The sequence below is a fragment of the Streptacidiphilus pinicola genome (assembly GCF_003258295.1).
GTDB classification, from domain to species: Bacteria; Actinomycetota; Actinomycetes; order Streptomycetales; family Streptomycetaceae; genus Streptacidiphilus; species Streptacidiphilus pinicola.
The window spans coordinates 1-21,431 of record NZ_QKYN01000152.1; the positions used below are offsets into that span (position 1 = coordinate 1).

The 21,431-nt window shown below is 73.2% G+C and carries 20 protein-coding genes; 4 read left to right on the top strand and 16 right to left on the bottom strand.

What is annotated here, in order from left to right; all coding sequences use genetic code 11:
- Window positions 1-195: 195 nt before the first annotated feature.
- On the top strand, window positions 196-1,830 hold the full coding sequence (locus DN069_RS31990; RefSeq protein WP_111506740.1) for a multicopper oxidase family protein: 1,635 nt from the start codon (window positions 196-198) through the stop codon (window positions 1,828-1,830).
- 7 nt (window positions 1,831-1,837) lie between these two features.
- Here the strand turns inward: DN069_RS31990 and DN069_RS31995 are convergent, their stop codons facing one another.
- From DN069_RS31995 to DN069_RS32025, 7 genes are all read right to left on the bottom strand, one after another.
- Window positions 1,838-2,986 (bottom strand): nitric oxide synthase oxygenase, encoded by a 1,149-nt coding sequence (locus tag DN069_RS31995; protein WP_111506741.1) that lies wholly within the window; start codon window positions 2,984-2,986, stop codon window positions 1,838-1,840.
- Window positions 2,983-4,194: a globin domain-containing protein gene (locus tag DN069_RS32000; RefSeq protein ID WP_243640010.1), complete on the bottom strand. Its 1,212-nt coding sequence runs from the start codon at window positions 4,192-4,194 to the stop codon at window positions 2,983-2,985. The genes DN069_RS31995 and DN069_RS32000 overlap by 4 nt, the downstream gene beginning before the upstream one ends.
- A 212-nt stretch (window positions 4,195-4,406) precedes the next feature.
- Window positions 4,407-5,633 (bottom strand): PP2C family protein-serine/threonine phosphatase, encoded by a 1,227-nt coding sequence (locus tag DN069_RS32005; RefSeq protein ID WP_111506743.1) that lies wholly within the window; start codon window positions 5,631-5,633, stop codon window positions 4,407-4,409.
- Window positions 5,634-5,715: 82 nt separating this feature from the next.
- Window positions 5,716-7,089, bottom strand: coding sequence for a type III PLP-dependent enzyme domain-containing protein (locus tag DN069_RS32010; protein ID WP_111506744.1), 1,374 nt, complete (start codon window positions 7,087-7,089; stop codon window positions 5,716-5,718).
- 97 nt (window positions 7,090-7,186) lie between these two features.
- Entirely contained in the window at window positions 7,187-7,495 is a 309-nt protein-coding gene (locus tag DN069_RS32015; RefSeq protein ID WP_111506745.1) for a thioredoxin family protein, read from the bottom strand.
- 113 nt (window positions 7,496-7,608) lie between these two features.
- Complete coding sequence (locus DN069_RS32020; RefSeq protein ID WP_111506746.1) at window positions 7,609-7,935, bottom strand: PH domain-containing protein; 327 nt, start codon at window positions 7,933-7,935, stop codon at window positions 7,609-7,611.
- A gap of 12 nt (window positions 7,936-7,947) precedes the next feature.
- Window positions 7,948-8,577: a DUF3887 domain-containing protein gene (locus tag DN069_RS32025; protein WP_133260107.1), complete on the bottom strand. Its 630-nt coding sequence runs from the start codon at window positions 8,575-8,577 to the stop codon at window positions 7,948-7,950.
- Window positions 8,578-8,860: 283 nt separating this feature from the next.
- Here DN069_RS32025 and DN069_RS32030 point away from each other — a divergent pair, with 283 nt between their 5' ends.
- Window positions 8,861-9,883, top strand: coding sequence for a hypothetical protein (locus DN069_RS32030; protein ID WP_243640013.1), 1,023 nt, complete (start codon window positions 8,861-8,863; stop codon window positions 9,881-9,883).
- Window positions 9,884-9,916: 33 nt separating this feature from the next.
- On the opposite strand, the gene DN069_RS32035 is transcribed toward DN069_RS32030, so the two are convergent.
- The 7 genes from DN069_RS32035 to DN069_RS32065 form a co-directional block, all read right to left on the bottom strand.
- The gene (locus tag DN069_RS32035) at window positions 9,917-11,332 is read right to left on the bottom strand and encodes a hypothetical protein (RefSeq protein WP_111506748.1); all 1,416 of its coding nucleotides are present in this window, start codon (window positions 11,330-11,332) and stop codon (window positions 9,917-9,919) included.
- Between the two features lie 328 nt (window positions 11,333-11,660).
- Window positions 11,661-12,296 (bottom strand): LutC/YkgG family protein, encoded by a 636-nt coding sequence (locus DN069_RS32040; protein ID WP_111506749.1) that lies wholly within the window; start codon window positions 12,294-12,296, stop codon window positions 11,661-11,663.
- Window positions 12,293-13,741, bottom strand: a complete 1,449-nt coding sequence (locus DN069_RS32045; RefSeq protein ID WP_111506750.1) for a LutB/LldF family L-lactate oxidation iron-sulfur protein — start codon at window positions 13,739-13,741, stop codon at window positions 12,293-12,295. The genes DN069_RS32040 and DN069_RS32045 overlap by 4 nt, the downstream gene beginning before the upstream one ends.
- Window positions 13,738-14,514 carry a (Fe-S)-binding protein gene (locus DN069_RS32050; RefSeq protein WP_111506751.1) on the bottom strand — a complete coding sequence of 259 codons (777 nt, stop codon included), beginning with the start codon at window positions 14,512-14,514 and terminating at the stop codon, window positions 13,738-13,740. Before DN069_RS32050 ends, DN069_RS32045 begins: the two co-directional genes overlap by 4 nt.
- A 54-nt stretch (window positions 14,515-14,568) precedes the next feature.
- Entirely contained in the window at window positions 14,569-14,814 is a 246-nt protein-coding gene (locus DN069_RS32055) for a DUF6296 family protein (protein ID WP_111506752.1), read from the bottom strand.
- A 97-nt stretch (window positions 14,815-14,911) separates the two neighbouring features.
- Window positions 14,912-15,358, bottom strand: a complete 447-nt coding sequence (locus DN069_RS32060) for a helix-turn-helix domain-containing protein (protein ID WP_111506753.1) — start codon at window positions 15,356-15,358, stop codon at window positions 14,912-14,914.
- Between the two features lie 117 nt (window positions 15,359-15,475).
- Entirely contained in the window at window positions 15,476-16,066 is a 591-nt protein-coding gene (locus DN069_RS32065) for a universal stress protein (RefSeq protein WP_111506754.1), read from the bottom strand.
- Window positions 16,067-16,232: 166 nt separating this feature from the next.
- Here DN069_RS32065 and DN069_RS32070 point away from each other — a divergent pair, with 166 nt between their 5' ends.
- A complete protein-coding gene (locus DN069_RS32070) occupies window positions 16,233-17,525 on the top strand; it encodes a DUF2637 domain-containing protein (protein WP_165845728.1) in 1,293 nt (430 codons plus the stop codon).
- A gap of 73 nt (window positions 17,526-17,598) precedes the next feature.
- Window positions 17,599-18,882 (top strand): acyltransferase family protein, encoded by a 1,284-nt coding sequence (locus DN069_RS32075; RefSeq protein ID WP_111506756.1) that lies wholly within the window; start codon window positions 17,599-17,601, stop codon window positions 18,880-18,882.
- A gap of 33 nt (window positions 18,883-18,915) precedes the next feature.
- On the opposite strand, the gene DN069_RS32080 is transcribed toward DN069_RS32075, so the two are convergent.
- Together DN069_RS32080 and DN069_RS32085 are read right to left on the bottom strand one after the other, a co-directional pair.
- Window positions 18,916-20,010: a dipeptidase gene (locus DN069_RS32080; protein WP_111506757.1), complete on the bottom strand. Its 1,095-nt coding sequence runs from the start codon at window positions 20,008-20,010 to the stop codon at window positions 18,916-18,918.
- On the bottom strand, window positions 20,007-21,311 hold the full coding sequence (locus DN069_RS32085; protein WP_243640016.1) for an amidohydrolase family protein: 1,305 nt from the start codon (window positions 21,309-21,311) through the stop codon (window positions 20,007-20,009). Before DN069_RS32085 ends, DN069_RS32080 begins: the two co-directional genes overlap by 4 nt.
- Window positions 21,312-21,431: the final 120 nt, after the last annotated feature.

Here is a 21,431-nt window from a genome sequence, read left to right on the forward strand (position 1 = left end):
CGCCCACGCCGGCGATCCTCGGTGCGCCCGCGCCGGCGCGTCCGCACCTGCACCCGCTGCCGCCGGGGACGGGCCCGCCGGAGCCGGGTGACAGCTCGTCAGTCCTGCGCATATAGGCCGGGGTCCCGCCGGCCTCGCCCCCGCGCGGGCGCGGTCGGAGACGATCCCGACCGACGACGCAAGGACTGACTCCCTATGAACACACCCTCTCGCCGCGCCGTTCTCGGCGCGGGCCTCGCCGTGGCCGGAACCGGACTGCTCGCCGCCTGCGGCGGCGGTGACCCCGGCGCCAGCTCCTCCGGCGCGAACGGACGGCAGCCCGACGCGGGCACGCTCGTCAGCCCGGGCGGCCCGCAGGTGCGCGCCGCCGACGCCAGGCGTCGCGCCGACGGGCGGACGCAGGCCGTCGCCCTGACCGCGACGGCCGGTCCGGTGGACCTCGGCGGTGGACGGACCGTCACCACCTGGACCTTCAACGGGCGGCTGCCCGGCCCCGAGATCCGGCTCACCGCCGGGGACACGCTCGCCGCCCGGCTGGCCAACCACCTGCCCGCGCCCACCTCGGTGCACTGGCACGGCCTTGCGCTGCGCAACGACATGGACGGTGTGCCGCCGGTGACGCAGCGTGCCGTGGCGCCGGGCGCCGGCCTCGACTACCGCTTCGTCGCCGACACGCCCGGCACCTACTGGCTGCACCCCCATGTCGGCGTCCAACTCGACCGCGGCCTGTACGCGCCGCTGATCGTCGAGGACCCGCACGAGCCGCTGCGCTACGACGACGAGTGGGTGGTCGTCCTCGACGACTGGCTCGACGGCGTCACCGGCACCCCGGACCAGGTCCTCGCCGAACTGGGCAAGGGCATGGGCGGGACGGGCTCCTCCGGCTCCGGCTCGGGCGGAATGGGAGGCATGGGAGGCATGAGCGGGATGGACATGTCCGGCGGGTCCGCGACCACCGGGGTTTCCGGCACGGCAGGCGGCGGTTCCGGCGGATCGTTCATGCTGATGGGGGCGACCAGCCCACTGCTCGGCGGGGACGCCGGCGACGTGGACTACCCGCTCCACCTGGTCAACGGTCGGGTGCCGGACGATCCCGAGGTCCGGCGCGCCAAGCCCGGCACACGGCTGCGGATCCGGCTGGTCAACGCCGGGGCCGACACCGCGTTCCGCGTCGCCCTCGGCGGCCACCGGCTGACGGTGACCCACACCGACGGCTACCCCGTCGCTGCGACGCAGGTGGACGCCCTGATGCTCGGGCCGGGGGAGCGCTACGACGTGCTGGTCACCCTCGGCGACGGCGTCTTCCCGCTCGCCGCGCTCGCGGAGGGCAAGGGCAGGTCCGCCCGCGCCCTGGTCCGGACCGGCTCCGGCGCCGCGCCGGCCACGGGGGTGCGGCCCAGGGAGCTGGACGGCCGGTTGCTGACCGCGTCCCGGTTCCGGGCCGGCGAGGCGGCGCGGCTCGCCCCGCGCACGCCCGACGTCGTGCACCGGATCCGGCTCACCGGCGGCATGGGCGCCTACGACTGGGCCCTGAATGGGCGGAAGTTCGACATGAACGACCCGGCCGCCCATCCGTTCACCGTCCGCGCCGGACAGCGGGTGCGGCTGGAGTTGAGCAACGGCACCGACATGTGGCACCCGATGCACCTGCACGGGCACACGTTCCAGCTCGGCGCGGACGGACCGCGCAAGGACACCGCGATCGTGCTCCCGGGGCGGACGGTGGCCTGCGACTTCGACGCCGACAACCCCGGTCAGTGGCTGATCCACTGTCACAACGCCTATCACGGCGAGGCCGGGATGATGGGTCTGCTCGGTTACCTCAGGTAACCGGAGGTCAGGCCGCGCCGTCTCCTTCCCCGCCGCTCCCGCCGCCGTCCAGGAACGGGCAGGTGTCGGGGCGAGCCGGGGCCCAGGGCATCGGGCGGTGCCGGAAGGCCGGGGTGGCCAGCGGGTCCGGCGGGTCGTAGTAGCGGTGGAAGACCGCCGTCGACCCGCTGGACAGCGGCGGGACGATCCAGCTCCAGTCCGCCGGGACCTTGCGGCCGTGGCGCTCCTCCCGCTGGATGTGGGACAGGAACCGCCGCGACTCGGTGTGGTGGTCCGCGATGGTGACGCCGACCCGCTCGAAGGAGTGCAGCACCGCCAGGTTCAGCTCGACCAGGGCCCGGTCGCGCCACAGGGTGCGCTCGTCGCGGGCGTCCAGGCCGAAGAGCTGGGCGACGACCGGCAGCAGGTCGTAGCGGTCGGCGTCGGCCAGGTTGCGGGAGCCGATCTCGGTGCCCATGTACCAGCCGTTGAAGGGTGCGGCGGGGTAGTGGATGCCGCCGATCTCCAGCGTCATGTCGCTGACGGCGGGCACGGCGTGCCAGCGCAGGGCGAGCGCGGCGAAGCCGGGGTGGTGGGGGTGGACCAGCGGCACCTCCCAGACGGCGTCCTCGGGCAGCTCGTAGCACTCGGGCGGCCGGTGCGGCGCCACCTGCACCATCAGCGGCAGCACCTCGAACCGGCCGTGGCCGCCCTTCCAGCCCATCTCCTGCAGCAACGCGGTGTGCCGGGCGCTGCGCGGGTCGTCGGCGTAGCGCACCAGCTGCTCGTTGAGCAGCCGCGCGGCGGGGCGGTTCGGCCGGTCGGGAGCGAAGATGCTGATCACCGGGCGGATTTTGCCGCCGTTGGTGGCCATCCGCAGGTGCTCGAAGCACTCGTAGGCGATGTCGTCGGGGTGGGTGAGGTCCCGCAGGTCCCGCACGATCAGGCTCTGCCAGTAGAGGCGGCCGATGCAGCGGGCGGAGTTGCGCCAGGCGATCCGGGCGCCGTAGGTGAGCTCTTCGGAGGTGTGCGTGTAGGTGCCGAACGCCGCCACCGAGGCCGCGATCTCCCGCACGCGCTCGTCGGGGTCGCGGGCGCCCGGGTCTTCCTGGGCGAACTGGCGGACGAAGGACTCGGCCGCCCACAGGAGCGAGGCACGCGAGCGCGCCGTGGTCACGCGCGGACCCCCTGGGCCGGAATGCGGTCCAGCCGGCCGGGCAGCGACGCCTCCAGGGCGGGGACGTCGAACGGGTCGTGGCGCAGCCGGCTGTGCGGCACGCCCTGGTCCAGCAGCACCTGCACGACGCTGGTCACCATGCCGGGCGGGCCGGCGACGAAGGCGTCGTGGCGGTAGAAGGGCCCGAACCTGCGCAGCACCTCGGGCAGCGTGCCGGTCAGGCCGGGGATCCGTTCGTGTGAGACGGCGGCGCGGACGTTCAGCCAGTGGTTGCGCTGGGCCAGCCGGAGCAGGTCCTCGAACCCGTAGAGCTCGTCGGCGGTGCGGGCGCCGACGAAGACGTCCACGTACCGCCGGCCCTCCGAGAGGTCGATAGCCTGCTCGACCAGGGCCTGGATCGGCGCGAGACCGGTGCCGCCCGCGACCAGGACCAGGTCGCGCTCCATGTGCGGGTTGAGCACCAGCTCGCCCTGGGCGGCGCCGAGCCGGACCCAGTCGCCGGCGCGGGCGTGGTTGACCAGGGCAGGGCTGACCTGGCCGTCGGTGGCGGCCTTCACATGGAAGGTCAGGGTGCCGTCCGGGCGTGGCCGGTGGGCCATCGAGTAGTAGCGCCAGGTGCGCGGCTGCCAGGGCGTCTCCATGCTCGCGAACTGGCCGGGCACGAACGGGTAGGGCATGTCGGGCAGGACGGTGATCTCCGCGATCCCCGGGCCGCGCAGCCGGTGGTCGACGATCCGGGCGTTCCAGAAGGCGGGGTTGACGGCCGCGTCGTCGTCGGCGGCGTCCGTCATCATCTGCGCCACCAGGCCGTAGGCGCGGGACCAGATGTCGGCCAGGCGCGGGGTCCAGGCGTCGTGGGCGAAGCGGGCCAGCGAGTCGAGCAGTGCGGCGCCGACGGCGGGGTAGTGGGCGGTGACCGCGCCGAACTTGCGGTGGTCGCGACCGAGCCGGCGGCAGAAGTGGGCCAGGTTCGCCGGGTCGTCGACGAGCTCGACCAGGTGCAGCAGGCCGCGCAGCAGGCGGTCCCGCTGGATGTCCAGGTTGGCCGGGAAGAGCTGGCGGACCTCGGGGTGACGCTGGAACAGGATGGCGTAGAAGTAGACCGTCATCTCGTCCGCGAGCGGGCGGACGCGTTCGATGCTCGAGCGCAGCAGGGCGATCTCGTCCGTGCGCAGGGGGTGTCCCGGAGAGGGCTGTGCGGCGTTCACGAGCGGGCGGATCCTTCGGTGCAGGGGCATGCCAAAGAGCGCCGCGCTCACGCGCGCGCGAACAGGCAGAGGAGGGAACTGCGTGGCGACCTTACCCCTTGGTAAGCAGTACGTAGGTCCGATAAGCGCTCATGTGTTCTGTTCTGCAAGGGACTTTCACGCCTGGGGCGAGTCGTGCGCCTGATGTGGAGGAGTCGGGAGTGCCGTCCGGGTCAGAGCGCGACCACGACCAGCGCGGTGTCGTCCGTGACGCCGCCCGTCGGCAGCAGATCCAGCAGGACCGCGTCCGCCAGCGCCTCCGGATCGGCGCCCTGATGGCGGCTCAGCGAGTCGGCGAGCAGCCGCAGCCCCGCGTCGATGTCCCGGTCGCGGCGCTCGACCAGGCCGTCGGTGTAGAGGACGAGCGCCTCCCCGTCCGCGAACGGCGTCCGCGCCCGGGGGCGGACGATCGGTTCGGGTCGGGCGTCCAGTGGCGGGTCGGTGGCCCCGTCGAGGAACTCGACGGAGCCGTCGCCGCGCAGCAGCGCCGGCGGCGGATGCCCGGCGCTGCTGTAGGTGACGGTGTGCCGGTCCCAGTCCAGGAAGGCGGTCACCGCCGTGGTCGAGCCCGCGCCTTCCACGAAGCGCGCGTACCGGTCGAGCACCTGCAGCGCCTCCGCGGGCCCGAGTGCGACGCGGGAGGCGGCGCTGAGCGCGCTGCGCAGCTGGCCCATGACGCAGGCCGCGTCCAGGCCGTGCCCGACGACGTCGCCGACGGAGACCACCATCCGGTCGCCCTCGGGCAGCGGCACCAGGTCGTACCAGTCGCCGCACACGTTGAGCGCTCCTGTCGCCGGCCGGTACCGCACGGCCGCGCGGTGGGCGCCCAACGGCTGCGGCGCCGGGAGCATGGCGCGCTGGAGTGCCAGCGCGATCTCGCGCTCCTTCGCGTTGGCCTGGCGCAGCCGTTCGTTGACCTGCTGCAGCTCCCGGGCCCGGGCGTAGAGCTCGGCCTCCAGGTGTCGGTGGGCCCCGCTACCCGGTCCGCCCGCCCGGACCAGGGCGGTCACGTCCTCGGCGCGGTGCAGCAGCAGCGCGACCGTGCCGTCCGGGCCCATGACGGGTGCGTTCAACGGACTCCAGTAGCGTTCCTGCCACTCGCCCGGGTGCTCGGCCGACTCCACGTCATAGCGTTGCAGCGCCATCGCGTCCCGCTCGCCCGTCTCCAGCACCCGCAGCAGCGAGGCCCGCAGGTTGTGTACGCCCGTCGCGTCCGGATCGTCGGGGTTGTCGGGGAAGACGTCGAACAGGTGGCGGCCGAGCAGCTGCTCGCGGGAACGGCCCGAGGACCGGCAGAACTCCTCGTTCGCGTCCGCGTAGACCAGGTCCGGGGTCAGCAGCGCGACCAGGCCGGGCTGCGCCTGGAAGACCTCCCGGTAGTCGATCCCCGTATCGGTCATGATCAGCCGCCCTCGACCGCGCCGGCGTGCTGGAACGCGCCGACTCGAACACCCGCGTCGATAGTCACGATACGAGCCGGGATCATGGATTTCCCGGCGAGGCGCCCCGGCCGGGGTCCCGGTGCCCTCCTCCACTCCGGACCACCACCTCGTCCAGCGTCTCGGCGTCGCGCAGGATCGTGAAACGCACCGCGCCCTCGGCCTCCGGCACGAAGCCGTACACCGGCGGCATCGGCAGGCTGTTGTAGTGGTACGGGGCGGAGAAGTAGTACGCGCCGGTGTCCGGCACCACGACCAGGTCGCCCGCCGACAGGCGCGGCAGCAGCCGCTCCCGGGCCAGCAGGTCTCCCGAGAAGCAGCACGGCCCGGCCACGTCCTGTACTTCCGGTGCGGCGCCGCTCGGCCGGCCCTCGGAGTCGTGGGCCAGCACGCGCAGCGGCCACGCCTCGGGCGCGTAGGCGGAGCGCGCCGCGAGCTGCGCACCCGCGTGGGTGAGCGCGATCCGGCGACCGCCGGAGGTCTTGGTGTACTCCACGCGCGCGGCGACGAAGCCGTTGCGGGCCATCACCGCCCGCCCGTACTCGGTGACCAGCCGGAACGAGCCGTCGAGGAGCTCCGGCACCGCACGGCGCAACACGGCGACGTGATCGGCGAAGGACGGCCCATGGTCGCGGTGGTCGCCGTCGGCGTCGTCGTCGCCGAGGACCGCGAGCCCGCCGCCGAGGTCGATCCCGACCACCTGGCCCGGCCGGCTCCGGTTCACCTCCCGGGCGAACGAGACCGCCGCGCCGACCCCACCGGCGTTCAGCTCCAGCGGCACGCCCTGCGAGCCGACGTGCACGTGCACCCAGCGCAGCCACGGCCTGGCCCGATAGGCCGTCAGCAGCCGTTCCCGGTTGCCGGGGTCCGCGAGCGCGATCCCGAACTTGGTGGTGCGGCCCGCCGTGGAGACCGCCTCGATCCCGCCGAGGCCCACCTGCGGGTTGAGGCGCAGACCGATCCGCGGCTCGGGCATCCGCGTCCCCAGCTCCGCGACGAGGTCGTCGACGCGAGCCAGCTCCTCGAGGTTGTCGACGTTGACGGCGATGCCCTCGGCGAGCGCCGAGGCCAGCTCGGCGCGCGTCTTGACGGGAGAGTCGAGCACGATGCGCGCCGGGGCGAACCCGGCCGCGCGCGCCTGGGCGAGCTCGCCGGGGCTGCTGACCTCGCAGCCGAGACCGTGCGAGCGCAGCGCCGCCAGCACCGGCACCAGCGGATTCGCCTTCGCGGCGAACGCGTGCAGTACGTCCAGCCCGGCCGGCCAGGCCGCGCGCAGCGCCTGCGCGCTCTCGCCGATCCCGGTCAGGTCGACGAAGGCGGCGACGGGCGAGGCCACCGGGTCGAGCAACCCTCGCACGACGGCGGCCCGCACGGCCGCGTCCCGTCGGGCCGTGCGGGTGGAGAAGGACGGAGACATGGATCCCCTCGGCGGGAGGACGGACGTCCCCCCAGGGTGCAACGGCGCCGCCGCCGGGCGCGGACGCCACGCTTGTCAGCGGTGCAGCCCCCGCGCCTCAGCGGGTGAGCGCGGCGCGGAGTTCGGTGACGGTCGGCGCGCCGCCGACCGAGCCGTCCGCGGCGCGGTACAGGCGGCAGGAGACGCTCGGCTCGGCGCCCGGTGTCGCGAACGGGTCCGTGCCGTCGACCAGGACGGTGGGGGAGCCCGTCATGCCGAGCCGCTCGGCCTGCGCGAGCTCGGTCACCTCGATCTGCTCGATCTCCGCCGCGACCTCGGCTTCCGGGCCCGCCAGCGCCTCGGCGAGCCGCGCGCGGACCAGCGGCCCGTTCGGGCAGTCGGGAACGGTCAGCACGGTGATCCGCATCGTGGTGTCCTTCGGGCGAGGGGAGGGCGTTTCCTCGGGGTCTCCCTTTCACCGTAGACCCGGGCGTCGTCCCTCCTCCCCCCGGAGGAGGGACGACGCCCGCACACCCGGCCCTACCGCGCGCGGCCGGTCCGCTCCGCGAGGAGGCGGGCCACGGCGGCCGGGTCGTCGGGGGTGATCGTGGGGCGGATCCGGCGGCCGACGTCGAGCACGAGCGCGGTGTCCTTGTGGGGGCGCCGGGTGTCGAGGTTCCACCAGTGCACGAAGTCGCCCGAGCCCCAGATGCGCCACCGGCGCACGCTGTTCGCGTCGCTGAGCGGGAGCGTCTCGACGCCGCGGATCGCGGTGTAGGGGATCCGCTTGGAGCCCCACGGATAGTACCGGTGGATGGCGAGGCCCTGCTCGTCGCAGACCACGCCGCCGTCGTCGTAATCGGTCATGGTGACGCTCTCTCAGGGGGTCTCGGGGGCGAGGATGAACAGCCCGGCGACCTTCTCGTCGGCGTCGAAGGCGACGCGGGCCTTCATGTCGCCGGCCTCGTAGCGCAGCGGGATGTCGACGACCGTGTGGTCGCCGATCCGGCGGACGAACGGCTCGCCGTCGCCGAAGCCCTCGTACGCGCCGACCAGGCCGGCGACCGCGGCCAGGGCGTCGCCGCGCACCTCGTCGGTGAAGGCGGCGAGGACCTGGGCGTCGAAGGACGGGCGGGCCTCGTCCATCCGGCCGTCCAGCACGGCCGTCACGATCGTGATCGCGCGCTCGGCGGCGTCCGTCATGCGCACCGTCTTGTCCATGGGTTCTCCCGTCCGGGGATCGATGGGTTTGCCGAACCGCTGGAAGGCGGCCTGGCGGGTGACTCCGAGCAGGTCGCCGAGCTCCTGCCAGGTGTGGCCGGCGTCCCGGGACTGCTGCACGCACAGGCGCAGCACCTGTTCGGCCAGGCCGTCGACGTCCCTGGCCAGCCGGACCAGGTCGAGATAGGCCGGGGCGGCCAGGGGGCCGGCCACCGCGCCGGACAGCGCCGAGGCCTGCTCGGCCAGCAGGTTGCTCAGGTCCACGAGGGTTCGTGGGGAATTTCCCATGTGTCAAGGATGCCTTTACACCCCACCCGCTTGTCAATGATTTCTTTACAGCCGACCGACCCCTCGCCGCGCGGACCGCACGTCAGGTACGTAGCGTGACGAAAGCGAAGAAAAGCCAGCAAAGGGAAGCAAGGGAAGAGAGAGGACCGGCACCCTGTCCAGCCTGATACGTGCCGCCGCGGCGGAGCCCGCCTCCCCGTCGCGGTCCCGTCTGCGTGCCTCCGGCCGACCCGCGGCGTTCGCGGTCGGCGCGTACCTGCTCGTCCGGCTCGTCGGCCTGCTCGTGCTCTGGTCCTGGGCCGCCAGCCACCACAAGACCCTCGGCTACCTGCTCGGCCGGACCTGGGACACGGTCTGGTACGTCGGCATCATCCAGCACGGCTACGACAGCGGCACGCCGCTCTTCAGCAACATGGCGTTCTTCCCGCTCTTCCCCTACGCCGCGCGGGGCTTGACGCTCGTCTCCCCACTGAGCGCGCCGGACGCGGCGATCGCGGTCGCCTGGATCGCCGGCGCGGTGGCGGCCTGGGGGCTCTATGCGGTCGGGAACCTGCTCCACGACCGGCGCACCGGGATCGTGCTCGCGATGCTGTGGGGCGCTCTGCCGCACGCCGTCACCGAGTCGATGGGCTACAGCGAGGGTCTCTTCACCGCGCTGGCCGCCTGGACGCTGTACTACGTCCTCACCGAGCGCTGGCTCGCGGCCGGGACGCTCTGCCTGCTCGCCGGGCTCACCCGGCCCACCGCCGTGGCCCTCATTCCCGCCGTCTGCCTGGCCGCGCTGATCGCGCTGGTCCGGCGGCGCGCGGGCCTGCGGGCCGCCGCCGCGATCGTGCTGGCTCCGCTCGGCTGGCTCGGCTACCTCGCCTTCGTCGCGCACCGCACGCACCACCTGGACGGCTGGTTCCGCATCCAGAAGCTGGGCTGGGGATCGGGCTTCGACGGCGGCGTCTACACCCTGCGTGAGGGGCGGACGGTCCTGGGCCGGGAGATGCCGCTCGACCTCTACCTGGTCACCCTGGTGCTCGCGGTGGCCGTGCTGCTCTTCGTGCTCTCCGTGCTGGACCGGCAGCCCTGGCCGCTGCTGGTCTACAGCGGGCTGCTGCTGGCCGTCACCCTGGGCGGGTCCGGCTACTACAACGCCAAGGCCCGCTTCCTGGTCGTCGCCTTCCCGCTGCTGCTCAAGCCGGCGGTGGCGCTCGCCCACGCACGCCGTGGCACGGTCGTCTCGGTCCTGGTGTTCCTGACCCTCGTCTCGGCCTACTGCGGCGGCTATCTGCTGCTGGTCTGGAACCACTCGCCCTGAGGCGGCCGGACCTCTTGACCGTTCTGGCCGCCGCTATCCGCGCGGTGCCAGGTAGACGACGTAGTCGGTCCCGCCGTCGCGCCCGACGACCGTGTGCCGGCTCCAGGCGCGCGCGTAGGCGGGGACGCCGTCGCCCGGGTAGAGCAGCAGCGCGGTGGGTTGGTGCGGTGCCTCGCGCAGCAGTCGGGCCGCGGTGATGTTGGTGTCGTTGCCGCTGGTCTCCACCGCGCGGCAGCCCGTGTAGTAGCCGAGCGGCTCCGCGTCCTCGCCGGTCAGCAGGCAGTTGCCGGTCAGCCCGAGCCGTGCGAACCGCGGCACCACGTAGGGCTGATCGGCGCGGGAGGCCACGGTGTAGGCGACCTCTTGGGTCAACTGCAGGTACTGACCGGTCAGTTGCCCGGCCAGCGCGAGGCCCGCCACGGCTGTCAGCGCACGGCGGCGCCGTCGCGAGCCCGTGGTGACCAGCCAGGCGAGCAGGCTCGCCGCCGGGACCAGCAGCAACGCGTAGGCGGGGAGCAGGAAACGCGGCGCCGAGTAGTCGATCAGGAACAGGTAGGGCACGGCCACCGAGAGCCCGCACAGCGCGGGCACGAGCGCCGCGCCGAGCCGCCCGGCCCGGCGTTCCACCAGTACCCCGCCGACGACGAGCAGCGGCAGCAGCAGCCACCAGACGGCCAGTTCCAGCGGCTTGTGGTTCCAGCTCACGTCGCACGGCCGGCACAGGATCGGTCCGTCGATGGAGCGCAGCGCGTCGCCCACGGCCCAATGCAGGCCCAGACCGCCCTCGTTGAGGCTGGACAGGTGCAGGCGCTCGCCGATGCCGCCGAAGCGCGCGTACGCCTCGGCGATCCACTCCGCCGTCCCGGCGAGCAGCCCTCCGCAGACCGCCAGCAGCGGCAGCAGCCGGCGTCGCAGCAGGGCGAGGCAGAACAGCGGCAGCCCCAGAAAGGCGGCATCGCTCGGACGCATCAGCGCGGCCACGGCCAGGGCCGCGGCCAGCCCCAGCAGCGGGGGGCGGGCAGCCGGGCGGCGCAGCGCGTCGAGGAAGCAGCCGACGGCGGCGAGCCCGGCCAGGGCTATCCAGAGGTTCGGCATCGCCTGCGGCCCGTAGTACTCGGCGACCCACAGGCTCGCGAACAGCGCCCCGGCCAGCGCCAGCACGCGGGTGTCCCGCACCCGTCGCCAGGCGAGCAACGCGAGGAACAGCCCCAGCGCCGACAGCAAGGAGAGGTAGACCCGCAGCGCCACCGTCGAATGGGTGACGGCGGCCAGAGGCGCCACCACCAGCGTGATCCCGCGCGACCTCGGGGCGCTGAAGAACTCGGCGGGCAGGTGCGGGGAGACCTGGCTGACGTACACCGTCTCGTCCCAGCCCAGCCCCATCGACGGCGTGACGAACACCAGCTGCGAGATCGCGTACAGGCCTGCGACCAGCGCGATCCAGAACACCGATCCGCCTCCCGGCAACCGGGACGCCAGCCGGGAACGCAGCGCGCGCAGCGGCGCCGCGCCGGACGCCGTCGGGGCGGGCGTGGACGTGGCAGCGATGGCGGAGCCTCCTTGCGCGGACAGGCTGCGGGGGCGCAGCCCCGAGCACTCTACGGGGGCAGTCTGTCCGGTTCACCTGGCAATTTCCTGTATGCCCCATGGCGATCGGATGACCGGAGGGTTCTGCTCCGCAAGAGCGCCTCAAGCGATGGGGCTCTACCAGGTGCATCCGACGGCGTTCGAGGTCTTCCTGTCGCGGCTGCCCCCGCCGGGTGGGGCCGCCTGACCGTCAGCCCACCAGCACGACCTCGAGCGTGCGCGGGCCGTGGACGCCCTCGACGCGATCCAACTCGATGTCGCTGGTGGCGGACGGACCGGAGATCCAGGTGAGCGGGCGGGTGGCGTCGAGCAGCGGGACGGCCTGCGGGAGCGAGGCCACCACCTGGTCGGCGCTGCCGACGACGCAGACGTGGTGGTCCGGCACCAGGGTGAGCGCCCGGCGGCCCTGCCCCGGGCCGGCGTCGAGGACGAGGGTGCCGGTCTCCGCGATGGCGATCCGACAGCCGGTGACCACGCTGTCGATCGCGTCGAGTTGACGTGCCGTCAGCGGCTGTTCAGGATCGTCGAGGTGCTGCTCGGCTCCCTCGGCCGCGGCCAGCCACGCGGTGGGCAGCCCCGGTGGCACGGCGACGCTGCGCGAGCCGTGGTCGGTGAGCAGGCGGGCCAGCAGCGCTGGCAGTTCGGCCTCCGTGCAGCGGTGGACGCGGGCGCGGTAGTCGGCGAGGTTCTCCGCCAGCAAGTCGACGACGGCGGCATGGTCGTCGTCGACGTGCGCGGTGCGGTAGTCGCGGGTGACCGGCGGCGGCTCGGGTGCGTCGGCGACCGCGGCGCGGATGCGGGCGAGGATGGCGTCGCGGCTGCTCACGAGGTCGGCTCCGGAGGGGTCGGCGGTTCGGTGTGGTGGTGCTGCCACCAGGAGCGGAAGGACTCGGCCGGGAGCTGCGGCAGGTCCCGGGTCTCCGTCCACGCCTTCGCCGGGCCGAGCGGGAGCCTGCGCGGGTGGAGTGCGCGGGTGGCGCTGGCCGCGCGCTCCGCCGCGGCCAGCGCGGCCGGGTGCTCGAACAGCCAGGTGGCGGCCTGCATGGCGGCGCGCTCGGCGCGGTGGCCCGGCTGGCCGGCGACCTGCTCGCGCAGGTGGACCAGCACCTCCGGAATGTCGATCGCGACGGGGCAGACCTCGTAGCAGGCCCCGCAGAGCGACGAGGCGAACGGCAGCGACGCGTCCACCGCGCTGGTGGTGCCCCGGAGTTGGGGTGTCAGCACGGCGCCGATCGGGCCCGGGTAGGGGGAGCCGTAGGCGTGCCCGCCCGCGCGCTCGTAGACGGGACAGACGTTGAGGCACGCGGAGCAGCGGATGCAACGCAGGACCTGCCGCCCCACCTCGTCCGCCAGCGTGTCGGTGCGGCCGTTGTCCAGCAGCACCAGGTGGAAGTCCCGCGGGCCGTCGCCCTCGCTCGTTCCGGTCCACATGGTGGTGTAGGGGTTCATCCGCTCGGCGGTGGAGGAGCGGGGGAGGAGCTGCAGGAAGACCTCCAGGTCCTGCCAGGTGGGCAGGACCTTCTCGATGCCGACGACGGAGATCAGCGTCTCCGGCAGCGTCAGGCACATCCGGCCGTTTCCCTCGGACTCCACCACGACGAGCGTCCCCGTCTCGGCGATCATGAAGTTCGCTCCGGAGACACCGACCTTCGCGCGCAGGAACTTCTCCCGCAGGTGCAGGCGCGCCGCCTCGGCGAGATCGGCCGGCCGGTCGGTCAGCCCCTCGGGCGCGGGCCGGCCCCAACGGGCCATCTTCTCGGCGAAGATGTCCCGGATCTCGCCGCGATTGCGGTGGATCGCGGGCACCAGGATGTGCGAGGGCAGGTCGTCGCCGAGCTGGACGATCAGCTCCGCCAGGTCGGTCTCGTAGGCGGTGATGCCCTCCGCGGCCAGCGCCTCGTTGAGCCCGATCTCCTGTGTGGCCATCGACTTGACCTTGACGACCTCCGTCTCCCCGGTGGCCTGCACGAGGTCGGCGACGATCCGGTTGGCCTCCGCGGCGTCCGCCGCCCAGTGGACGGTGCCGCCTGCGGCGGTGACGTGCTCCTCCAACTGGAGGAGGTAGGTGTCGAGATGGCGCAGCGTCCGGTCCTTGATGCGCTTGCCGGCCTCGCGCAGCACCGCCCAGTCGTCGAGCTCGCCGACGGCGCGGGCGCGCTTGTCGCGAATCGTGTGGGTGGCGTGGCGCAGGTTCGCACGCAGCCGCGTGTCCCTCGTCGCCGCCTTGGCGGCCTGCGGGAACGCGGGCATGCCCAGATAGGTGCCGCTCATGCGGGACTCCAAGGGGTCGTCTCGGTCGCGGCGAGGATCTCGGCGAGGTGCACCGCCCGCAACGGGGCATCCTGGCGCCCCGAGTTCTGTCGTCGCAGCATGCCCTGCAGGTGCAACAGGCAGGAGTTGTCCGCTCCGCAGAGCACCTCCGCTCCGGTGGAGCGCGCGTTGGCGATCTTGTCCGCGCCCATAGCCGCCGACACGTCCGGGTTCTTCACGGCGAAGGTGCCGCCGAAGCCGCAGCACTCCTCCGCGCCGGGCAGTTCTGCCAGCTCCAGCCCCTTGACCGCGCGCAGCAGCCCGAGGGGCCTGGTGCCGAGACCCAGCATCCGCAGGCCGTGGCAGGAGGGGTGGTACGTCACCTTGTGCGGGAAGTAGGCGCCCACGTCCGTCACGCCCAGCACGTCGACCAGGAACTCGGTGAGCTCCAGCAGGCGCGGCGTCACCGCCTGTGCGGCCCGGGCGAGTTCGTCGCCGCGGCCCTCCGCCTGCGCCTTCGCGCCGATGCGCGGGTAGTTGTCCCTGACCATCGCCGCGCAGGAGCCCGAGGGGGTGACCACGTGGTCGTAGCCGTCGAAGACCCGCTCCATCCGCCGCACCAGGGGCTCCGTCAGGTGCCGGTAGCCGGTGTTGAACTGCGGCTGTCCGCAGCAGCTCTGCTGCTCGGGGAAGTCCACCCGCACGCCCAGCCGTTCCAGCAGCCGCACCGTCGCGATCGCGGCACGCGGCAGCACGGCGTCGTTGACGCAGGTGGCGAACAAGGCGACTCGCACGGCGGCGGTCCTCCTGACGGTCGGCACGTCGGATGAGGACACTACCGCGTGGGCTCAGCCGTTCGTCAGCGGGCGGCAGGCGATCGGCCGGCGCGGGTGCTGGTGGCTGCTGGTGGGGAGCATCCGGGCCTCCAGCCGGTCGTTGATCTCGACCTGGATGATCCCGGTGTCGTCGCGGTAGACCGGATTGCCGCTGGGGCCGATGGCTCCGGTCGGGTGAACGATCACGACGTCGTCGGTGCCGCCGCCCGCGTCCTCGCTGGAGAAGACGAGCTCGAAGCTGCCTTCGTGGTTGGTCATCACCGTCTCCTCAGCGCCGCGGGGCGAGCCTGCACCCCCAGTATCAGCAGTATCGGCGCGATCGGCCGGATCGGCGGGGCCGGCCGGCCCCGCCGGATCAGCCCAGGTAGCCGAGCTTGCGGGCCTTGGTGAGGTGGTTCATCACGGTCTTGCCGTTGCGGCCGGTCGCCTCGGCCAGCATCTTCACCGAGGTGGTGGTGTGCGCGGGGCCGCAGGCCTTGTAGGCACGGGCGAGGGCGCGCAGGTAGTCCTCGGTGATGCTGCCGCGGCCACCGGCGGTGAAGGCCTGCAGCGCCTCGACGGCCTCGTTCAGCTCCCGGATGGCGTCACCGACGGCGCGGCCGCTCGACTGGGGCCGGGCCAGCTTGACCTCGCGCAGCACGGTCGAGGAGATGCCCTGCTGGTGGACGCGCTGGCCGCGGGCGTTGGTCAGGTTCTCCGCGCCCTCGGCGGGGGTGACGTGGATCTCCACCGGCAGGTGCGACTCGTCCGACCAGACACAGCGGATCGCCCAGCCACCGATGACCTGGACCTCTTCGATCATGCCCCGGATTGTAGTCGCGCGCTGGCGGATGCCGTGCGGCTGTGCCGTGTCTGCGTGCGGTGCGAAGGCGCAGGCCAGGCGGGGCTTTGCGGGTCGGGAGGGGGTGTTCGGGAGCCGTCAGCGGGCCGTGCCCAGGCCGGAGGGGCGCAGGAAGTCCTCGGGCGTGATCCGGCGCAGCTCGCGCCGGACCGAGCGCGGGAGCGCGGGCGGCTGGGCCGGCGGGGCGACGAGCATCACCGGAGTGTGCGTCCGGGCCAGCGCCTGGCGGCGCACCCGACCGCGCAGCAGTCGGGCGAGGCGGTGGCGGGTGCCCGCGCCGAGGACGAGCAGGTCGTCCGGGCGGTCGGCCAGCCAGGTCAGCGCGAGCGCGGCCGGGCCGCGCACCACGAGGCGTTCGATGCACGGGCCCTGCGGCGGCGTGCTGCCGTCACCGGGCTCGGAGAACGCGGAGACGAGGGCCGCGTCGAGCCGTTCCATGGCCGCGCGCTCCCAGATCCGGACCAGCTCCGGATCGGGCGCCGCCCGATAGCCGGCCTCGCCGCCCGGCGGCTCCCAGGCCAGCACGGCCACCAGCGCCCGCCCGCTGCGCCGGGCCTCGGCTGCGGCCAGTCGGACCGCGGCGGCGCTGCTCGCGGAACCCGTCACGCCGACCACGACCCGGGACGGCCGGACGAGCGGGGAGAGTTCGGTGCGTTGTGTGTCCTTCATAGGGACAAGTCTTCGACCTGCGCGTCTCCGGCAACAGTGGCAGGTATGCCGTGGTGCGGCGAAATCCTGCCATGCCTGGACGGAGTGCGGGGGCGACAGGGGTGTGTGTGAAGCTATGGGCTCGAGTCGGCAGGATGAGAACAAAGATGCGAGCAAAGGGGACGGGATGAATCCGCGCCAGTTGAGCCGCGGTCAGCAGGCGCTGGCGGTGATCGTGGTCGCGGGGACCGTGGCCATCTCACTGATCGGCTTCGTCGGCTCCTACGACGCGGTGCTGCGCCTGGCCCAGCGCAACGGCTTCGGCTGGTTCTCCTACCTGCTGCCGGTCGGCATCGACGTCGGCATCACCGTCTTCCTCGCGCTGGACCTGCTGCTGACCTGGATGCGCATCCCCCTGCCGATCCTGCGACAGCTGGCCTGGGTGCTGACCGGCGCGACCATCGTCTTCAACGCCGCGTCGGCCTGGCCCAACCCGCTCTCCAGCGGCATGCACGGTGTCGTGCCGCTGCTCTTCGTCGCCGCGATCGAGGCCGCCCGGCACACGGTGGGACGCCTCGCACAGATCGAGGCCAACCAGCTCTTCGAACGCACGCGGCTGGGCCGTTGGATCTTCGCGCCCGTCGCGACGATGCGGCTGTTCCGCCGTCGCGTGCTGTGGGAGCTGCGCTCCTACGAGGAGGCACTGGAGCACGAGCGCCGTCGCCTCGTCTACCGCGCCCGGCTGCGCTCGGTGTACGGGCGGCTGTGGCGCTTCAAGGCGCCTGTTGACTTCATCCTGCTGCTGAAGCTGGCCAACCTCGGCGAACCGCTGCCCGAGTTCAAGCTGGACGCGGTGCCCGTCCTGCCCGGGCTCGCCCTGCCCGCAGCCGCTGAGACCACGCCGGTCGCCCTGCCAGGCCCCGCCGCTGACGCCACGACGACGGCGCAGCCGCTCCAGCCCACGGCGGTCACGCCCGACGGGGCGGCCGCGCCTGCGGAGCCCACCGTTGCCGGCGCCATCGGTCCCGCTGAGCCGGCCGAGGACGCCACGCCCGACGAGGCCACCCAGGCGGTCCCGGGCGAGGGGGCGGAGGGGGAGGACGCTGACGCCACGCGTGCGCAGCAGCCCGCGCCGCAGGAAGGCGCCGTCGACCCGGGGGAGCACGCGGTCATCGCCCCCGCGCCGGCCGTGGTGCCCGCGTCCCCCATGCGGGTGACGGCGCCGGCGACCGTGGAGCGGGCCCGACCGGCGCTGCCCGCCCAGGGAACCGCTCTGGACCGGTACCGCGCCGCGTTCATGGACTACACCCACCACCACGGCGACCACCCCGACGCGGACCAGCTCGCCAAGTGGCTCTTCGAGCAGTACGGCGTCACCGGGCGCACCGGCGAGGCGCTGAGCTCCGGTCATCTGCGCCGCCACCTGCCCGGCTTGAAGGAGGACTGGCAGGCCGCGCAGGCCGCCGCCCCGGTCGAGTGAGAGTCGCGAAGCGACGTTGACAGGCGGGTCGTGTGTGAGCGGTACGTACAAGGATCACTGTTAGCGTCGTGCTGTGGACGCTGTGAACGAGGCACGCACGCCGGTGAAGGCAGAGCAGAAGTCCTCCGTCCACGCGAGCTCCGCGGCGTCCCCGCCCAGACTCGGATGGCTGGACGCCCTGCGCGGGATCGCCGCCCTCTGCGTGGTGTTCCAGCACGTCGCCCCGGTGATGCTGTGGCAGCCCTACCGCCTGGAGCACCCGCGCCTCGATCTCGGCATGCTGGGCGTCTTCCTCTTCTTCCTGATCAGCGGTTACATCGTGCCGGCCTCGCTCGAACGACGGGGCGACATCCGGGCGTTCTGGGTCGGGCGGATCTTCCGCCTCTACCCGCCCTTCCTGGTGGTCGTCGCCGTGGCGGCGCTGCTGCCCGTCGCGTCCGCGGCCGTGGACTCCCACGTGTACCGGCAGTGGCAGGACGGGGTGGGCGGCCTACTGATGCTGCCCGACCTGCTCGGGCTGCACGGCGCGCTGCGGGTGGCCTGGACGCTCACCTACGAGATGGTCTTCTACTACCTGGTCACCGCGCTGTTCGCGCTCCGCCTGCACCGGGCCAGCGGACCGATCGCCGTGGCACTCACGGCCGTCGGTGTTCTCGCCGGCAGCTCGCTGCCGCTCGGGTTCCTCCTGGCACAGGCCGGTGACGTGCGCCTGCTCGCCGCCGCGGCCGCGCTGGTCGTGCTCGCCGCGCTGGCCTGCTGCCTCAGCGGCAACCGCACGGCGACCCGGATCGGCGCCGGCCTGCTCGGCGGACTGGCGCTGACCCTGGTCTTCCTCAACGGCCGCACCGCCGGCTTCGAGACGATGGCGATCCTCGCGACCATGTTCTCCGGCACCGCGATCTACCGGGCGGAACAGGGCCAGATCAGCCGGACGCAGGTGCTGCTCTGCTGCGGGCTGGTCTTCGTCGGCAGCCTGGTCGCGGGCGCGCAGCAGGGCGGCCGCTACCTCGGCCTGCTGTGGACCGACTCCGCCGGCAGCTGGTGCGCCGGCTTCGCCGTGGCCTGGGCACTCTTCGGCCTGGGCTGGCTGCTGCGACGCCGTACCTTCCCGCGCTCCCTCGTCTGGCTCGGGGCCGTCAGCTATGCCGTCTACCTGCTGCATGTGCCGCTGGTCAGCTGCTTCCGGTGGGCGTTCGCGGCGGGGCGGTGGCAGCCTGACAGTCCGTACCAGGAGCTGCTCTGCTCGGCCGTGTTCCTCGCGGTGCTGCTCGGCGTCAGTCACCTGGTCCATCAGCTGGTCGAACTCCCGGCCCAGAAGCTCGGCCGACGCCTGACCCCGACTCGGCGGCCCGACTGACCCGGCGGCCCGACTACCCGGCCGGGCTGACGGTCAGGGCGCCCAGACGCGGTCCGCATAGGCGAGGAAGTTGCCGCCCATGATCTTGGCGATCCGCTCCTCGCGGTACCCGCGCTGTTCCAGCAGGCGTATCAGGGTGCGGAACTGGTCGACGCCGCGCAGGTCCTCGACGAAGGGCAGGGTGTCGCTGCGTTCGCCCGCCGCGCCGACGCCCGCCCGGGCGCGTTCGGCGACGTGGGCCGCCAGGCGCGCGCGGTAGGCGTCGAGATCGTCGACGGCCGTGACCGGGCCGTCCGTGCCGATGCCGACCGCGTCCTCGCCGCAGACGTCGACCGCGTGGACGATGTGGTCGACCACGTCGGCGGCGCTCGCGTGGCCGCTCAGGGTGAGGAACGGCATGAAGTAGATGCCGACGAAGCCGCCGCGCTCCGCGACCAGGCGCAGCTCCTCGTCGGTCTTGTTGCGCGGCAGGTCGGCCAGGGCGCGACAGCCGGTGTGGTTGATCGAGACCGGCGATACGGAGGTGCGCGCGGCGTCGAGGCAGGTGCGTTCGCCGCTGTGGGAGAGGTCGACCATCAGGCGGTGCTCGTTGAGCGCGGCCACGGTCTCGTGGCCGAGCTCGGTGAGGCCGCGGTTCTCCGGGGCCATCGAGCCGTCGCCCAGGTGGTTGGCCTGGTTGTACGTCAGCTGGACGACACGGACGCCGCGGCGGGCGAAGAGCGCCACCCGCTCGGCGATCCCGGCCCGCTCCTCGCCGACGGCCACGGCGTTCTGGAAGCCGTAGACGACTCCGATCCGGCCCTCGGCGTGGGCGCGCCGGATGTCCTGCGCGCGGAGCACCTTGAGCAGGTGCTCGGGGCGGGCGGCGATGATCTCGTCCCAGACGTCCAGCTCGTGCAGGGTGTGCGGGTAGGGCGGCAGCTCGCCCAGCGTGTAGCCGAGGGTGATGTTGACGGCGGTCAGGCCGGAGGCCTTCGCCTCGGCCAGGGCGCGCGCGTCGATCACGAGCTCCTCGCTGGTCTGCTGCAGCTGGGACGCGGCCTCGGGCTCGGCGTTCGGGTTCTCCAGGCCGCCCAGTGCGTTGACGATCGGGAAGCCGGGGCGGTGGGGGTCGGTCGCGGTACTCATGCCTGCTCGGCTCCGTTCTCGGTCGGGGTGCGGTCGGTCAGGGCGGCGCGTTCGGCGTCGAACGTGGCCCGGTCGTGGCGACGGCCGCGCTTGACCACGTGGACCACGCTGCGCAGGGCGGTGAGCGAGGCGGCCGGATCCTCGTCGAGGACGACGAAGTCGGCCTGCTTGCCCGGTTCGAGGGTGCCGAGGCGGTCCGCGGCGCCCAGGCTGAGCGCGCCGCCGTGGCTCGCGCAGCGCAGCGCCTCCGCCGGGGCGAGACCGCAGCGGTCGACCAGGTAGGCCAGCTCGTCGAAGAGCGGCGGCCACGGCTCGGCCGGGTCGGGATCCCGGTCCGTGCCGACGCAGACCGTGACGCCGGCGCGCAGGGCCTGGCCGGTGAGCGCGGCGCTCAGGCCGTCGTTGGCCAGGGCGCGGGCGCGCTGCTCCGGATCCTCGGTCTCGCGGGAGATGGTCGCCCACAGGCTCGCGGTGGCGTCCAGGACCGTGCCGCGGCGCCGCATCTCGGCGAAGAGCGCCCCGAGTTGCGCGTCGTCGCCCCCGGCGAAGCGGGCGTAGTCGACGGGCGGCTTGTCCTGGTACGTCGTCAGCGGCCGGTCGGCGGCCTCGTGGACGAGCAGGTGGGCGTGCGAGACCGAGTCGACGCCGGCGGAGACGACCTGGCCGGGCGTGGCCGGGAAGACCGCGGCGTGCGCCCAGACCGCGATGCCCTGTCGGTGCGCCTCGGCGGTGATGGCGGCGACGAGCTCGCCGGGGAGGTTGGCGTAGATCTTGACCGCCGTCGCGTAGGTGCCACGGGCCATGGCGACGGCGAGCGGGAGGTCCGTCCCGGCCGTGATCGCCTGCATCCACGGCACCTGGCCGGGGGTGGCGCCCTGGGAGACCTGCCAGGTGCGCGGATCGTCGAAGAAGGTGGGGCCGGCCATCAGCGCCGCGTAGTGGATGTCGGGCGCGACGAGCTCGCCGACCAGGGCGGCGCGGGCGATGTCCGCGACCTGGCGCAGGTCGTCGGCCATGTCGCGGGTGGCGGTGACGCCGCCGAAGAAGTCGCGCCGCAGCGTCGCCTCGGCCAGCGGCCGGTCGGGCGGGGTGGCGATGTGCTGGTGGGCGTCGATCAGACCGGGGATGACATGGCGTCCGCCCAGCTCGACGACCTCGACGCCGGACAGCTCGGCGGTGGAGAACTCCGCGTCGGCCGCCACCCGCCGGATCCGCCCCTCGGTGACGAGGATCGTCACCCCGGCCCGCGCGGGCGCGCCCGTGCCGTCCAGCAGCGTGGCCCCGCGGTACGCGACCTCCATGACCCGCCCCTTTCGGTTGATGTTCGGGAGCAGGTGTTGCAACAGCTGAAACATCTGGTTCAATGCTTGCAACACCATCTGGAAGCACACCCTAGCCGACCCCTCCGACAACCGGACAGC